Origin of the sequence: Pseudomonas sp. 5P_3.1_Bac2 (assembly GCF_025465995.1) — a bacterium.
Taxonomy (GTDB): Bacteria; Pseudomonadota; Gammaproteobacteria; order Pseudomonadales; family Pseudomonadaceae; genus Aquipseudomonas.
The window spans coordinates 793,315-808,289 of the sequence record NZ_JANLNY010000006.1; the positions used below are offsets into that span (position 1 = coordinate 793,315).

The following is a 14,975-nucleotide window of genomic DNA, read 5'->3' on the forward strand; positions in this document are numbered from 1 at the left end:
GCTTTGACCTTTGTCCTTTATCACGAATAAGTGATTTGGCATTGATGTAACCCATTGTAAGGGCCATACAGGCTGATAAACTTCCCGCGCATTTCCCCATTCTTCCAAGGTCAATCATGATCAAAAAATGCTTGTTTCCCGCAGCCGGTTACGGCACTCGCTTCCTGCCTGCGACTAAAGCCATGCCCAAAGAAATGCTGCCCATCGTTAACAAGCCGTTAATTCAATACGGTGTTGAAGAAGCGCTGGAAGCCGGTCTGACTGAAATCGCCATGATCACCGGGCGGGGCAAGCGGGCGTTGGAAGACCATTTCGATATCAGCTACGAGCTGGAAACCCAGATTCGCAACACCGATAAAGAAAAGTATCTGGTCGGCATTCGTCGCCTGATCGACGAGTGCAGCTTTTCTTACACCCGTCAGGTGGAGATGAAGGGTTTAGGTCACGCAATTCTGTGCGGCCGCCCTTTGATTGGTGACGAGCCCTTTGCCGTGGTGCTGGCGGACGACCTGTGCCTGAACCTGGACGGCGACGCGGTGCTGACCCAGATGGTCAAGCTGTACAAACAGTTCCGTTGCTCCATCGTCGCGATCCAGGAAGTCGACCCACAGGAAACCCATAAATATGGGGTGATCGCTGGCGAGATGATCCGTGACGATATCTACCGTGTGCACAGCATGGTGGAGAAACCTAAGCCGGAAGATGCTCCGTCGAACTTGGCGATCATTGGCCGCTATATCCTCACTCCGGATATTTTCGATCTGATCGAAGAGACCGAGCCGGGCAAAGGCGGTGAAATTCAAATCACTGACGCGTTGATGAAGCAGGCGCAAAACGGTTGCGTGATGGCCTATAAGTTTAAAGGTCGCCGTTTCGACTGCGGTGGTGCTGAAGGCTATATCGATGCCACCAACTTCTGCTTTGAGAACCTGTATAAGACCGGTAAAGCCTACTAATAAGGCTCTGCCCGTGTCGTCTACACAGCCACCTTCGGGTGGCTGTGTGCGTTTGGGGATGGCACATTAGGCGCTCATGCATAAACCATGGGTTATGCTTGCAAGCTGCTTTGGAGGCTGAAATGACTGAAGACTTTGACCTGTTAGTAATTGGCGCCGGTTCCGGCGGAGTACGCGCAGCACGATTCGCGGCGGGCTTTGGCGCACGCGTGGCAGTGGTGGAAAGTCGCTACTTGGGCGGCACCTGCGTCAACGTCGGCTGTGTGCCGAAAAAGTTGATGGTTTACGGTGCACATTACGCCGATGACTTCGAGCAGGCCCAAGGTTATGGCTGGAGTTTAGGTGCGGCTAGTTTTGACTGGGCCACGCTAATGGCCAATAAGAACCGCGAAATTGCACGGCTTAATGACATCTATCGCAACCTGCTGCTTAACAGTGGCGTTACCTTGCTTGAAGGCCATGGCCGCATTGTTGGCGAGCATGCAGTAGAGGTCAGTGGTAAGACTTACCGTGCCAAACATATTCTGATTGCCACCGGTTGCTGGCCACAAACGCCGGATGTACCTGGCAGCGAGCATGCCATCAGTTCCAATGAAGTGTTTTACCTTAAGCAACTGCCCAAGCGCGTATTGATAGTCGGTGGTGGATATATCGCCGTGGAGTTTTCCTCGGTGTTCCATGGCTTGGGGGCCAAGACCTCGTTGCTGTACCGCGGGGATTTATTTCTGCGGGACTTCGATGGTGCTTTGCGGCAGCACCTTAAAGAGGAAATGCTTAAGCGCGGCATGGACTTACAGTTCAATACCGACATCTCGAGGATCGACAAACAAGCCGATGGCAGCCTGCTAGCCACCCTTAATGACGGACGCAGTTTGGAAGCCGACTGCATCTTCTACGCCACGGGTCGGCGCCCGATGTTGGATAATTTGGGCCTAGAAAATGTCGACGTGCAGCTAGATAAGAACGGCTTTGTGGCGGTCGACGAGCACTACCAAAGCAGCACACCCTCGATCCTGGCCATCGGCGATGTGATTGGCCGGGAGCAGCTTACGCCCGTGGCCTTAGCGCAAGGCATGGCCGTGGCCCGTCGGCTATTCAAGCCCGAGCAATACCGTAAGGTGGATTACCGGATGATCCCCACGGCGGTATTTTGCCTGCCTAACGTCGCCACCGTCGGCTTGAGCGAAGAGCAGGCACGTGAAGAGGGCTACGCCGTCAGCATCTTTGAGAGCCGCTTCCGGGCGATGAAACTGAGCATGACTGACAGCCAAGAGCGCATGCTGATGAAACTGGTGGTCGATAGCCACACCGATAAGGTGCTGGGTTGCCATATAGTGGGGCCGGATGCGGGAGAGATCATCCAAGGTTTGACTGTGGCGATTAAAGCCGGGGCAACCAAACAGATCTTCGATGAAACCATCGGTGTGCACCCAACCGCCGCAGAAGAGTTCGTCACCATGCGCAGCCCGGTCGAGAGTTAATTGAGCGTGGAGCAGCTGTTTTACCTGTCGGATCTGTTCGGTGTGGCGGTGTTTGCCGTCACCGGTGCACTGATGGCGGGACGCAAGTCGATGGATCTGTTTGGCGTGATGGTGATTGCCACTGTCACCGCCTTGGGTGGCGGCACCTTGCGTGATCTGATTCTGGATAACCATCCGGTCAGTTGGATCCGTAACGACCTGTACATCGTCGTTGCGGCGTTAGCCTCCATTGGTACCGTGTTGTGGGTGCGCATGACCCGGCCCATCCCCGAGACCGGCTTGCTGGTGGCGGATGCCTTTGGCCTCGCGGTGTTTACCGTGATTGGCTGCGAAGTCGCTCTGCAACATCAGGTGCCTGTCAGCACGGCGGTGATTATGGGTGTGATGACCGGCGTGGCCGGCGGGGTGATGCGCGATGTGCTGTGTAATGACATCCCGCTGATCTTCCACAAAGAGATCTATGCCACCGCCTGTTTGGTCGGGGCCTTGGTGTTTATCGGCTTGCGCGAGCTGTCCACGCCACATTGGCTCGATACCAGTGTGGCAATGCTGACCGTGCTGCTGATTCGTTTAGCGGCCATCCGTTGGCATATCGCCTTGCCGCGCTTTCATTTGCTGAACCGCAATGAGTGAGCGCGCGCAATGCGTGCAGCATGAGCTGTTGCAGACCTTCTTAGGGACAAGCCTCTGCCTATGCTGAAGCACTAAAAAAGGCGCCGTTTGGCGCCTTTTTTGGCTGAAGCAGATTAACGTGTTTGCTTAACGGCAGGGGCGCTCCAGCTGCCGTCGAGCACTTCTGGTTTGGGCAGATAAAGGCGCAGGGTGAGTTGGAAGTTACCCTCTGGGGTAGGCAGCCAGTTATTTTCTTTGTCTTTAGCCGGGGCTTTGTTTTGCAGATACAGCTCTAACGAGCCGTCTTCGCCGTACTTAAATTTGTCGTAGCTGCCTAGGGCAAAACGATTGATGGGGTTAGAGACTTGGAAGCCTTCATGGTCGTACAGCGTAAGTGACCAGAACGCGCCAGCGGGAGGCAGTTGGCCGGGTTCAAAGCGCAGAACATAGTCGTTCTTGCCTGAGTAGGGTTTGCCGTTGGCGTCGCGGAAGTTATTGGGGTAGATGGCATCTTCAGGTGGGTTAGCCCCAAGTCCAGCTAAGGCTACGAGGGCCCGCAGGCGGTAGTTGGTGCCGTAAGTGCCTAAGTTGTCAGCCCAGTTCCAGCCATTTTTATATTTGCCCATAGAGGCGCTGCTGATCGCGTCAAAGATCTCTTGTTGGCTGGCCTTCGCGGCATCACGCAGCACCTGTAATTGTTCCGGGCTAAAGCGGCTGGTATCGAAGTCTTTCCCTGGCTCCAAGCCCAATGCGCGCATGCGGTGCAGGATGGGGTAGTCATTGGCATGGGGCTGATGCGTTTTCAGCAACTGGGCAAAGCGAGTCAACACCTGCACCCCGTCCATGGCATTAATTTGATGCTGCGGCGGGGTCTTATTATCGATAGTGGCGTCTACGGGCTGCTTAACCGGCGGCGTGTAGTCGGTGCCCCACAGGCTCAGTGGGGTGATTTTCAGGTGATCTTGAAATTGGTGCACATTGGCGTAGTCGGCGGGGCCGTTGGTCAAGATACGTGTGATCAGCCAGGTCAGGCTGGTGGGTGATTTGATCTCTTCGACGCCAGCCGGTAGTTCGCCTTTCCATCCTGGAGCGGTAATCGCGTAATTACCGGCCTTGTTGCCGGTGGTGCGTGTGCCGGGGACGGCATAAACATCTGTCCACATATCCAGCAGAGGTGCCAAGTAGTAACGCCCTTGGCTGTCTGGCAAGCTCAGAATCATTGGCTCTTTAGACACATCAAGCCAGGCTAGGGAATAGAGTGTGTCGAAGTTAAAACGCACAACTTCCTTGGCTTCGGCGCTTGGGTACTCACGGTAGTGGGCAAATTGGTTGATGGGTGCCCGTCGTGCAGTGGTGTTGGCGTCGGGAACGTTGGTTGATTGGCGCATCGTCAGGTCCATGACGACCAGCGGATAGGCGTACATATAAACGTCGCGGGCCAAAGTTTTAAATTGTTCCTGGTCGTAGGCCGCTGCTTGTGCAGTCGGTGCGACTGAGTTGGCAGCGTAAGCCGCGAGCGGCAAAGCGCTACCGGCAGCAAGGCTGATGGCGAGGCTCAAGGGCAGGGATAGCTTGCGCAGTGGCATAGACGAGTCTCCAGTTGGTTTTGTTATTGTGCTAGGACGAGTTAAGACGATACGTCGAAGTGCTGCTCAAGCCCCAGGCCCAACGACAGGTCGGGGCAGGGGGCAATGAGGCTTAGCAGCGAGCGCCGCTCAGCTGGCATTGGCTGACTGCGTAGCGCTTTGAGGCCACTGAATCTCTTGATACTGCTCGCGCAGATCTTTCTTGCTGACCTTGCCGGTAGCGGTATGCGGCAATCCCTCCGCCAAGATGCACAGATCGGGCAGCCACCATTTCGCCACACGATCTTTCAAGAACTCAAGCAGCTCGCTGGGCTCGACCGAATGGGTTGGGCGTGGCACCACGACCAGCAGCGGGCGCTCACTCCACGTTGGGTGTGGCAGACCGATGACTGCTGCTTCCAGTACGGCAGGGTGTGCCATAACCGCGTTTTCTATGTCGATGGAACTGATCCACTCGCCGCCGGACTTGATCACGTCTTTAGTGCGATCGACGATGCACACGTAGCCTTGTGGGTTGATGGTGGCGACATCGCCAGTATCAAACCAACCTTTGCTGGGTGTGCCGCCATAGTAGCCGCAGGCTACCCAAGGCCCACGCGCCTGCAGAATGCCCGAGGCTTTCCCATCGCGGGGCAGGCTTTGGCCATCGGGGCTGACAATGCGCAGGCGAATACCAAAGACCTGCCGTCCAGCCAAGGTGACCTGGCGTTGATATTGCTCGCTAGGCAGTTCGTCATACCAAGGTTGTCGGCGGTTATAGCTGCCCAGCGGGCTGGTTTCAGTCATGCCCCAGCCGACCTCCAAGTCGATACCTTGGGCGCGCATCCGCTCGATTAAGGCTAATGGGCAAGCGGCGCCACCGGACACAGCGCGACGCAGGCTGGATACTTGCTGACCGCTGCTCTCTAAATGATTCACCAAGGCCAGCCAAACGGTCGGTACGCCCATGGCGTAGGTGACCTGTTCTTGGTTGATCAGGGCGGTCAGCGTCGCGCCATCTCCGGCCTTGTTGCCCGGTAGAACCAGTTTGCAACCGGTGATGGCGGCACTGTATGGCACGCCCCAGGCGTTGACATGGAACATCGGCACAATCGGCAACACCACATCTGCGCCAGACAAGTTAGTGGCATTGGGCAGGCACCCGGCCAGCGTGTGCAGTAAGGTGCTGCGGTGGCTGTAGAGCACGCCTTTGGGGTTGCCAGTGGTGCCGGAGGTGTAGCACAGCCCGCTTGGCGTGCGCTCATCCAATTCAGGCCACATGTAGCTATCAGGGTGAGTGGCGATCAGTGCTTCATAGCTGATGAGGTTCGGCAGGCTGGACTGGGGTAACTCATCGGCCGCGCATAACACCACGATGTGCTGCAGCAGTGGCAGCTCGGAGTGAATCTTCTCCAGCAGCGGGACGAACTGCGGATCTAAGAAAACAATGCGGTTTTTCGCATGCTTAATGATGTAAACAATCTGCTCGGGAAACAGGCGTGGATTGATGGTGTGGCAGATACGCCCAGAACAAGGCACGGCGTAATACAGCTCAAAATGTCGGTAGTCATTCCATGCCAGGGTGGCGACGGGCTCTTGTGCGGCTATTTGCAGCTGGTCTAAGGCATTGGCTAGCTTGCGCGCGCGCTGAAAGGCATCCGCATAGGTATAGCGGTGCTGTTGGCCGTTGCTAAGTACAGAGACGATTTCGACATGCGCCGCGGTTTGCTCGGCATATTCCATGACCATGCTGATATTCAGTTGGTCATCCATCATTAGATTGAGCATTCAAACCTCGCAGGCAATCGCACAGAGCGGGGCTGCGCGTTGCGATTTTGTTATTGGACTTAGGCTGAGGGTGACCTTCGCGGGCGGTACTTTTTTGACATACGGCGCCAATCATTTGATTAAAGCCGCCGTGCAGGACTGGCTATAGGCAGTTATAGACATTGCTGATAGTACAGAGCGAGGCAAATTGGGTTTTCGTCGCGAAGGCTTGAGATAGCGCGGTGAGGGCGCGGGTTTGCTGTTATCAGCTCAGCCGAAATTGGCTGCTTGATCTCAGAATGCCGCCACCGAATGGCAAATTAGTGGCGGCACATGTCAAGTTTGTCTATGGGTAGCAGCGCAGCATGGGGGCACCTGACGTTCGGGGACCTAATGAGGAGAATAACAATGCCCATGCCAAACATCGTCTATGACCACAAGTCGCTGCTGTCGCTGAACATGAACGAGCTGCCAATCTACAAGGACGCCATGCCTGGTGTACCGGGTATCGACTCGCAGCCGCTGTTCATGGACCCGCATAATGGTACGTGGGTGATGCGTATTTTCTTCCACCCCGGCGTGATCATGCCGGTGCATTTCCACACGGGTACCGTGCATCTGTGGACGCTGTCCGGGCGTTGGATGTATGTCGAATACCCTGATCAGCCGCAAACAGCAGGTTGCTACTTATATGAGCCGGGTGGATCGATCCACCAGTTCATGACCCCCGCCGATAACACCGAAATCACCGAAACCATCATGGTGGTGAGCGGCGCCAATATCAATTTCGATCAGGACGGTAACTACCTGGGTTTGTTGGACGCTAGCGAAGTGATGAAGCTGGTCGATCACCTGATCCGTGATCGCGGCTTGGAGCCGGCCAAATACATCTTGGGTGGTGCGGGTCGCTACAGCACCGATCAAGCATAACCCCCTAAATACCCTGAAACGCCTCTGGACTGAGCCTTTGCTGCGGTGTGAGGCATGGGTAAGTGGGCGCGTCGTGTAACGGCAAAATATTGGTACTAATGATCTAAAATCCCAAGTGTTCAGTTGTAAGATTGCTGGACTAGTGCTCGGGGTGCAACGCGCGCTGCATTGCCTTGATGCAGCGCGAGTTGAGGCACAGCTGCGCTCATAGATGCCTGTATCTATTGGCCTTTGTGCTCGCTGGGCGCCTTGTCTGAGTGGTCGATGATATGGGGTAAAGCCCCTCTACTTATTCACGGAGAGCCTTATGACAAAAATAAAATGGCCCGTAAAAGTTCTGCCAAACCCATTGGCTATCGCTGTTGCTTTGGGCTTTTCAGCCCCAATGGCACAGGCAGTGAACTTCAATATTGGTCCGATTGAAGCTCAGCTGGATTCATCCCTCTCGGTGGGGGCTAGCTGGTCGATGCGTGGGGCTGATCCTGATCTGGTTGGCCAGACCAATGGCGGCAAAACAGCCGCAACCGCCAACGACGATGGCCGTTTAAATTTCAAGAAGGGCGAAACCTTCTCGAAAATCTTTAAAGGCTTGCATGACCTCGAATTGAAATACGGTGACACCGGCATCTTCCTGCGCGGCAAGTACTGGTATGACTTTGAGCTGAAAGACGAAAACCGTCCGCACAAAGACATCAGCGACAGCAACCGCAAAATTGGCGCCCAGTCTTCAGGGGCTGAGTTGATGGACGCGTTCATCTACCACAACTACAGCATCGACGATCTGCCAGGCAGTGTGCGCTTGGGACGGCAGGTGGTTAGTTGGGGGGAAAGTACCTTCATCGGCAACAGCATCAACGCGATCAACCCTATGGACGTCGCCGCATTCCGCCGTCCAGGGGCCGAGATTAAAGAAGGTCTGATCCCCGTGCAGATGCTGTTTGTTTCCCAGGGTATTACCGATCAGCTGTCGGCTGAGGCGTTTTATCAGTTGGACTGGGAGCAGACCGTTGTCGATAACTGCGGCACCTTCTTTGGCAGTGACACCATTGCTGACGGCTGTACCGATGGGTTCACCGTAGGCCCAGCGCGCAACGTGGGTTTCGCCCGGCCTTTTGCGGGTGACATGGGGGTCAATATCACCCAAGAAGGTCTGGTTATTCCTCGTGGCGGTGATCGTGATGCACGCGACAGCGGGCAGTGGGGCTTAGCCCTGCGCTGGATGGGCGAGAACACCGAATATGCCGCCTACGCCATGAACTACCACAGCCGCCTGCCGTATCTGGGCTTCACGACGCCCAACGCGGCCGATATCGGGCTGGGTTTGAGCATGATGCAGCACACGCCACTGCCGAACCTCAATAGCCTGTTGATGCAGACGTCGTTACTGGGCAACAGCCAGTACTTCTTTGAATACCCAGAAGACATCCGTCTTTACGGACTGAGTTTTTCTACCACCCTGGAGAACGGTACGGCGTGGTCGGGTGAGATCAGCTACCGGCCGAATATGCCGCTGGCCATTAACGCCCACGACGCAACCAACAGCCCAGTCTTGGAAGTGGTGAATGGCTTCCTGACGGGAGGCCTGAACGGGGCGTTCGGCACCGCCAATCAGGACCTGCAGGCGTACTCGCGCAAAGAAGTGACACAGGCGCAAACCACGCTCACGCACTTCATTGAGCGTGTGGCCGGTTCTGATCGTTTGATTTTGGTGGGTGAACTGGGTGTGACTCAGATCGGTGCGTTGGAGCCACGCAGTGAGCGGCGCTACGGCCGAATCGCCGAAGTCGGTGATTACGCGGCAGGGGATGAAAACGGCTTCTTCACCAAAACCTCTTGGGGCTATCGCGCTCGCGCCATCATGGAATACAGCAACGTTTTCGCTGGGGTCAACCTCAAGCCGAACGTCGCCTGGTCGCATGATGTTGACGGTTACGGACCGACGTTCAACGAAGGCTCTAAAGCTGTCAGCGTGGGTATTGAAGCGGACTACCGCAGCATTTACACCGCGAGCCTGTCTTACACCGACTTTTTCGGTGGCGACTATAACAACCAAATTGATCGCGATTTCTTAGCTTTCAGTGCTGGTATGAGCTTCTAAATTTAATTTAGAGAGAGTCCATAGCGATGAACACAACAAGAAAACTCATAACCGGACTGGCCCTGTCAGCACTCAGTGTGACTGTCCTCGCCGCGGCCTCGCCTGAAGACATAGCCAAACTTGGCAACACGCTGACACCTCTAGGCGCGGAAAAAGCCGGTAACGCCGACGGCACTATTCCTGAGTGGACTGGCGGCCTGGGCAAAAACGCGGCGCCAGTGGATAGCAAGGGGTTCTTAGGCAACCCGTTTGCTTCCGAGCAGCCGCTGTTTGAAATCACCAAGCAGAATGCTCAGGAGTACAAAGACAAGCTCTCCGAAGGTCAGTTGGCGATGTTTGCGCGCTATCCGGCCACCTACAAAATGAAGGTCTATCCCAGTCATCGCACCACCAGCATGCCTGAGTCTGTGTATGCCGCTACGCGCGTGAGTGCAGAGAAAGTCAAACTGCTCGATAGCGGTACGGGCTTGAGTGGTTTTACCGAATCGCGGGTCAATGCCTTCCCGATTCCATCCAATGGATTGGAAGTGGTGTGGAACCACATCACCCGTTACAAGGGCGGCAACATCTACCGCGAGTCGACCAACGCCTCTCCACAGAAAAACGGCGATTACACGCTGGTGCGCATGTATGACTCCGTGGCTTATCCGTCGAGCATGACGGACTTGTCGGAGAAAGATGCGCAGAACCTGCTGCTGGTGTTCAAGATGAACACCATCTCTCCAGCCCGCTTGGCGGGTACTGTGCAGCTGGTCCACGACACCCTTGATCAAGTCCGCGAGCCGCGCATGGCCTGGGCCTATAACCCCGGTCAGCGGCGTGTGCGGCGGGCGCCGCAAGTGGCTTACGACAGCCCGCTGGCAAACTCCGATGGCACCCGCACATCCGATGACTTCGATATGTATAACGGCGCTCCTGACCGCTACGACTGGACGCTGGTGGGTAAGAAGGAGATGTACATCCCTTACAACAACTACCAGTTGGCCTCACCCTCGGTGAAGTACCAGGACATCTTGCAACCCGGCCACACCAACCAAGAGTTGGCGCGCTATGAGCTGCATCGGGTGTGGGTTGTCGAGGGCAATTTGAAAGAGGGCAAGCGCCATGTCTATGCCAAGCGCCGCTTCTACATTGATGAGGACTCTTGGACCATTGTCGCCTCTGAGCACTACGACGGCCGCGGCCAACTATGGCGTGTGGGGCAGTTGATGCACTTGCAGGAGTACAACGCACAGGCGCCTTGGTATGCCTTTGAAGCGCTCTACGACGTGCTCTCGGGACGTTACGGGGTGTACGGCATGATCAACGAAGAGAAGCATTGGCTGCGTTTCGGCGTACCCGCTTCGGCTAAGGAGTACACGCCAGCGGCACTGCGTGCCACCAGTGTGCGCTAACTAGGCTCGCCTGACATGAATGCCGCATCCTCTGTGGTTGCGGTATTGGTGTCACGGGGAAAATTAAAAAAAATAGCTACTTAGAACTGTCTAGACTCTTGGCTGCACATGCCTGGAACCTAGGGTTATCGAGTCAAACTGAGGGTAAAACCATGAAAAAGCTTATCTGGGCGATGGCGTGCTGGGGCGGGTTAGCCGCTCCGGTTCTGGCCGCGACAACGATCTCCAAAGAAGATGCCCAAGAGCTTGCCCGTGACGCCTACATCTACGCCTATCCGCTGGTGCTGATGCAGGTGACCCGCGAAACTGCAACCAACGTTCTTGAGCCGCGTGGTTTAACCGCCCCGGTTAACCAACTGGCCCATGCCCGGGCGTTCCCGGATCACAACTTCACCGTTGTGGTTCGTCCCAATGCGGACACCCTCTATTCGGCCATCACCTATGACGTCAGCAAAGAACCCCTGGTGGTTGAGCTGCCGGACTCCCAAGGCCGCTACTACCTGATGCCGTTGCTGGATTATTGGACCGATGTGTTCAGCGTGCCGGGCACGCGCACCACAGGTAATCAGGCACAGCGTTTCGCCATCGTCAGTCAAGACTGGCAAGGGACCTTGCCCGAAGGCGTGCGTGAGTATCGAACGCCGACTAAGTCGGGCCTGATGATTGGACGTATTCAAACCAACGGCAAAGCCGACTATGCCGCTGTGCATGCTTTCCAGGACGGTATGCGCGTTTATCCTTTGAGTGCTTATGGCAAGGATTACACCGCGCCTAAAGGCGTTATCCGCGAGCACCAGGATATGACGGCGCCGCCGCTGCAAGTTAAGGCCATGAGTGGCGAGCAATTCTTCAATAAATTTGCCGCGCTGCTTAAAGACAACCCGCCCCATAACAACGACTACCCGATGGTGGATCGGCTCAAGCGCTTGGGGATTGAACCTGGTCAGGCGTTTGACTTCAGCCAAGCCTCTCCCGAAGTTCAAGCAGCGATGCGTGATGCCCCTGCTGCTGCGTTGGGTTTGATTGAGCAATCGTTCAAGCAGTCGGGAGTGTTCGTAAACGGCTGGCGCACCAACTTAACGGCAATTGGCACCTATGGCGCCGATTATCTGCGCCGTGCGGGGGTGGCCTATGCAGGCCTTGGCGCCAATCCGATCGAGGATGCGATTTACCCAAGCGCCTTCAATGACTCAGAGGGCAAGCCGCTGCAAAGTGATCAGCGTTATGTGCTGCACTTTAAAAAGCTGGAGCTGCCACCGGCGCGTGCTTTCTGGTCGCTGGCCATGTATGACGAGCGCCAGTTGTTCACTGATAACCCCATTGGCCGTTATTCCATTGGCGATCGTGACGAGCTGAAATACAACGCAGACGGTTCGTTGGATATTTACATCCAACGCCAATCACCGGGCGCCGAGCGTGAGGCCAACTGGCTGCCGACTCCAGCCAGCGGAGGTTTCAGCATGAATTTGCGCCTGTATTGGCCGCATACCAGTGCCCTGACTGGTGGCTGGACGCCTCCGCAGGTCAAACGCATCCCCTAACACAGCGCTGCGCGCCAAGAGCTTTAAACGGCTCTTGGCGGTTAGCGGCGAGTGGCTATCAGGCGGCGCTTACTGAGATGGCTGCCTTGGTTCTTTTGCCATTGTCGTGGACTCATGCCATACCAGCGCTGGAAGGCTCGCGAAAAAGCGCTGAGCTCGGCATAGCCCAGCAGCTCCGAGAGCTGCGTGAAGCTCATATTGGAATCGGTCATGTAACGGGTGGCTATCGCCCGTCTGGTTTGATCGACGAGCTGGTTAAACGAGGTGCCTTCTTCGGCCAGATAGCGCTGCAGGGTGCGGGTACTGAGGGCAAGATAATCCGCCACATGCTCAATTGAGGCGCGGCCCTGGGGTAAAAAACTGCGCACGACCTGCTGCACGTGGGAGGGCAGGTCCTCAACCGTGATTTGCCCGAGGTTGTCCAAGTGCTGACGAATCAAGCTTTGCAGCTCATGGTCTGCAGAGATCAACGGAGTCTCCAGCAGTTTCGCGTCGAAAACCCACGCATTGGCTGGGGCGTTAAAGGTCGGCGTAATGCCCAGTAACCGGTGATAAGCGCTCAAGTCTTTAGCTGGAGCGTGTTGCAGCATTAAGGCTTGGGGTTGCCAGCGGTTGCCCAGCAGCATGCGCATCACTTGTAAGCCACCGCCTAAAACCAGCTCGGTGATCGGCTGCATGCGGCTTAAGTCCAGCGTAGCGGCGGGGGAGTAATAAAAAAACGCATGGCCTTCTTCGATTTCAATATGCACCCGCGCAGAGCTGGCATGCACTTGGTAATAGCGGCTGAGTTCTTGCAGCGCCTCGCCACAGGTGCCGGCATTACGCATCACATACAGCAGCGGCCGAATGCTGGCGGCCAGGTTTTGTTGCATACCAAACTGCAAAGCAAATAACGGATTGTTTGAGCTCAAGGCACCTTGCTCAAGAATCTTAAGCAGGCTTTGGTAGGTGATCAGGTTTTCTGGGTAATCCAAGATATCCGGTGATAAGCCGGCACGTTTAAACAGATCATCGACACTGACCTGCTGGGAGCTGGCGAACTCTGCAATCCCATGGAGGCTAGAGGCTCGGGCATAGTCGGTCATGGCTGAAGCTAAGCTCCGTCTTATTGTTTTGTCCTCGATCAGACCTGTTTTGGCGCTTAGTGTCAAATTTGTAGGACGCTCTGCATTGCCGGATATTCGTAAGCGGCCGGCAAACACACCTTGCGATGGAAGCACATAGCTTGATTGTTGGCTCACTCACTCGCCTTTGATTGCTGATGAGTCAAATCTGAAATCGCGGCGACGACATTTATCACCATTTCTGCGACCGCGATTTCTCCGTTTAATCTAAGGGTTGGTTTAGTCAGTTGCTTGAGCCACAGCTCATGCCTAGGCCTACTACGACCCGCTCTGGTGCCTGCTTCATAGCTTTCAGCCCATGTGAGAAATTTTTGGTGGTTCGCATACATGTCGCCGCCTAGCAGAATTCGGTGGCCGTACAGTTGTGATTCACGTGATCTCAAGCGTTCCATTCGCAGGGCTGTTGGAGTGTCAATGAACACCACCAGATCAGCGCTTTGAATCACCTCAGATCCCCAGTCATCTAATGATCCGGACAGTGCCCAGGGGAAGTCAGCCAGCGCCTGTTTTAACAGAGCAAGTCTTTCTTCAGGCGGGCGTGATTTCTCAAAGGGTGGATCAGTCGGGTACCAATAGTAATCATCAACATCAAAATGAGGCACTCGAAGCCTGTCAGCCAATGCTGCTCCTAACGTGCTTACTCCAGCCCCCGAAGCGCCGCTGATATAAATCCGTTTACTCACCGCTTGATCTCCTGTGTTGCGAAATAATCAGCTGGAAGGCATCCGCCAATTATGCGGCAGTAACTGAGCAACACCATTCGCCCGATGCGTTGCCAAGGTAAACCGAGCACCAAGGCTTGAAGTTGCTCTGCATCCAGCTCGACTTCAGAGCCGTGCCGCACGCCTGGCCAAAAGAAGCGCCCTTGATTCAAGCGCCGGGCTGCAAGCCAAATTCCCACGCCGTCATGCACCAGTACTTTCATACGATTGGCGCGGCGGTTGGCGAACAGATAAGCACAGTGCGGCTTCGCCGCACCGAACACCGCGACAACTCGCGCCAGCGCGGTTTCAGTGCCGGCGCGCATGTCCATGGGCTCGATGGCGAGCCAGATGGTGTCGATGCGAATCATCGCAGCAGGTCTCGCAGGAAAGCGGAGCACGCCGCTGCATGTTCTACCGGCCAATTCACAACGACTACGCCTTTTGAATGAGGCACTTCGATTCGGATCGTGGACGGAAGAACTTGAGGTGCCGCTGCCGACGACAATGCCTTGACCGGAATAAACGCGGTTTGCCGTGCAAGGTTTTTCTGCGCATGCACCCGAATCCATTTATGGACGAGGTTGGCGTTAAGGTTGTGGGTCAATGCGACATGGGCAATTGAGGTGTCAGGCTGCGCACATTCGGCAATGACTTGGGCCTTGAAGGATTTGGAATAGGAACGGCGTTCTTGTGGCATGGGCGTCCGCTTAAAAAGGTTAAAGATGGTGTCCACTTAGATTTAGGTGGACACCATCGCCTCAAGCGACGGTGTCAGGAAGGTGTGTTGCCCGGACGCTTACGGA

13 protein-coding genes are annotated in these 14,975 nt (G+C 55.6%); 7 read left to right on the forward strand and 6 right to left on the reverse strand.

Features of this window, described 5'->3' with window-relative positions; all coding sequences use genetic code 11:
• The first annotated feature begins 116 nt into the window (after nt 1-116).
• The 3 genes from galU (at nt 117) to NTD81_RS08020 (ending at nt 3,070) form a co-directional block, all read left to right on the forward strand.
• Entirely contained in the window at nt 117-956 is an 840-nt protein-coding gene (gene galU / locus NTD81_RS08010; protein WP_262181342.1) for a UTP--glucose-1-phosphate uridylyltransferase GalU, read from the forward strand.
• A gap of 122 nt (nt 957-1,078) precedes the next feature.
• On the forward strand, nt 1,079-2,437 hold the full coding sequence (gene gorA, locus NTD81_RS08015; protein ID WP_262181344.1) for a glutathione-disulfide reductase: 1,359 nt from the start codon (nt 1,079-1,081) through the stop codon (nt 2,435-2,437).
• A 6-nt stretch (nt 2,438-2,443) separates the two neighbouring features.
• On the forward strand, nt 2,444-3,070 hold the full coding sequence (locus NTD81_RS08020; RefSeq protein WP_262182072.1) for a trimeric intracellular cation channel family protein: 627 nt from the start codon (nt 2,444-2,446) through the stop codon (nt 3,068-3,070).
• Between the two features lie 113 nt (nt 3,071-3,183).
• Here NTD81_RS08020 and NTD81_RS08025 read toward each other — a convergent pair whose 3' ends face one another.
• Together NTD81_RS08025 and NTD81_RS08030 are read right to left on the reverse strand one after the other, a co-directional pair.
• On the reverse strand, nt 3,184-4,635 hold the full coding sequence (locus NTD81_RS08025) for a DUF1254 domain-containing protein (RefSeq protein ID WP_262181347.1): 1,452 nt from the start codon (nt 4,633-4,635) through the stop codon (nt 3,184-3,186).
• 129 nt (nt 4,636-4,764) lie between these two features.
• Nucleotides 4,765-6,402, reverse strand: coding sequence for a long-chain fatty acid--CoA ligase (locus NTD81_RS08030; protein ID WP_262181349.1), 1,638 nt, complete (start codon nt 6,400-6,402; stop codon nt 4,765-4,767).
• A 387-nt stretch (nt 6,403-6,789) separates the two neighbouring features.
• Between NTD81_RS08030 and NTD81_RS08035 the strand changes: the two genes are divergently transcribed.
• From NTD81_RS08035 to NTD81_RS08050, 4 genes are all read left to right on the forward strand, one after another.
• Nucleotides 6,790-7,311, forward strand: a complete 522-nt coding sequence (locus NTD81_RS08035; RefSeq protein ID WP_262181351.1) for a 2,4'-dihydroxyacetophenone dioxygenase family protein — start codon at nt 6,790-6,792, stop codon at nt 7,309-7,311.
• 307 nt (nt 7,312-7,618) lie between these two features.
• Complete coding sequence (locus NTD81_RS08040) at nt 7,619-9,409, forward strand: DUF1302 domain-containing protein (protein WP_262181353.1); 1,791 nt, start codon at nt 7,619-7,621, stop codon at nt 9,407-9,409.
• 26 nt (nt 9,410-9,435) lie between these two features.
• Nucleotides 9,436-10,803: a DUF1329 domain-containing protein gene (locus NTD81_RS08045; RefSeq protein ID WP_262181356.1), complete on the forward strand. Its 1,368-nt coding sequence runs from the start codon at nt 9,436-9,438 to the stop codon at nt 10,801-10,803.
• 152 nt (nt 10,804-10,955) lie between these two features.
• Nucleotides 10,956-12,344 (forward strand): DUF1254 domain-containing protein, encoded by a 1,389-nt coding sequence (locus NTD81_RS08050; RefSeq protein ID WP_262181359.1) that lies wholly within the window; start codon nt 10,956-10,958, stop codon nt 12,342-12,344.
• 41 nt (nt 12,345-12,385) lie between these two features.
• Here the strand turns inward: NTD81_RS08050 and NTD81_RS08055 are convergent, their stop codons facing one another.
• The 4 genes from NTD81_RS08055 to tnpA form a co-directional block, all read right to left on the reverse strand.
• Nucleotides 12,386-13,429 (reverse strand): AraC family transcriptional regulator, encoded by a 1,044-nt coding sequence (locus tag NTD81_RS08055; protein ID WP_262181362.1) that lies wholly within the window; start codon nt 13,427-13,429, stop codon nt 12,386-12,388.
• A 152-nt stretch (nt 13,430-13,581) separates the two neighbouring features.
• Nucleotides 13,582-14,151 (reverse strand): adenylate kinase, encoded by a 570-nt coding sequence (locus NTD81_RS08060; protein ID WP_262181364.1) that lies wholly within the window; start codon nt 14,149-14,151, stop codon nt 13,582-13,584.
• Nucleotides 14,148-14,540 (reverse strand): IS66 family insertion sequence element accessory protein TnpB, encoded by a 393-nt coding sequence (gene tnpB / locus NTD81_RS08065; RefSeq protein WP_262181366.1) that lies wholly within the window; start codon nt 14,538-14,540, stop codon nt 14,148-14,150. Before tnpB ends, NTD81_RS08060 begins: the two co-directional genes overlap by 4 nt.
• Entirely contained in the window at nt 14,537-14,869 is a 333-nt protein-coding gene (gene tnpA / locus NTD81_RS08070) for an IS66-like element accessory protein TnpA (protein ID WP_262181369.1), read from the reverse strand. The genes tnpB and tnpA overlap by 4 nt, the downstream gene beginning before the upstream one ends.
• Nucleotides 14,870-14,975 lie beyond the last annotated feature (106 nt).

Coding starts and splice junctions, on each gene's coding strand:
- galU (WP_262181342.1), top strand. CDS start 117: ATGATCAAAAAATGCTTGTTTCCCGCAGCCGGTTACGGCACTCGCTTC.
- gorA (WP_262181344.1), top strand. CDS start 1,079: ATGACTGAAGACTTTGACCTGTTAGTAATTGGCGCCGGTTCCGGCGGA.
- NTD81_RS08025 (WP_262181347.1), bottom strand. CDS start 4,635: ATGCCACTGCGCAAGCTATCCCTGCCCTTGAGCCTCGCCATCAGCCTT.
- NTD81_RS08030 (WP_262181349.1), bottom strand. CDS start 6,402: ATGCTCAATCTAATGATGGATGACCAACTGAATATCAGCATGGTCATG.
- NTD81_RS08035 (WP_262181351.1), top strand. CDS start 6,790: ATGCCCATGCCAAACATCGTCTATGACCACAAGTCGCTGCTGTCGCTG.
- NTD81_RS08040 (WP_262181353.1), top strand. CDS start 7,619: ATGACAAAAATAAAATGGCCCGTAAAAGTTCTGCCAAACCCATTGGCT.
- NTD81_RS08045 (WP_262181356.1), top strand. CDS start 9,436: ATGAACACAACAAGAAAACTCATAACCGGACTGGCCCTGTCAGCACTC.
- NTD81_RS08050 (WP_262181359.1), top strand. CDS start 10,956: ATGAAAAAGCTTATCTGGGCGATGGCGTGCTGGGGCGGGTTAGCCGCT.
- NTD81_RS08055 (WP_262181362.1), bottom strand. CDS start 13,429: ATGACCGACTATGCCCGAGCCTCTAGCCTCCATGGGATTGCAGAGTTC.
- tnpB (WP_262181366.1), bottom strand. CDS start 14,540: ATGATTCGCATCGACACCATCTGGCTCGCCATCGAGCCCATGGACATG.
- tnpA (WP_262181369.1), bottom strand. CDS start 14,869: ATGCCACAAGAACGCCGTTCCTATTCCAAATCCTTCAAGGCCCAAGTC.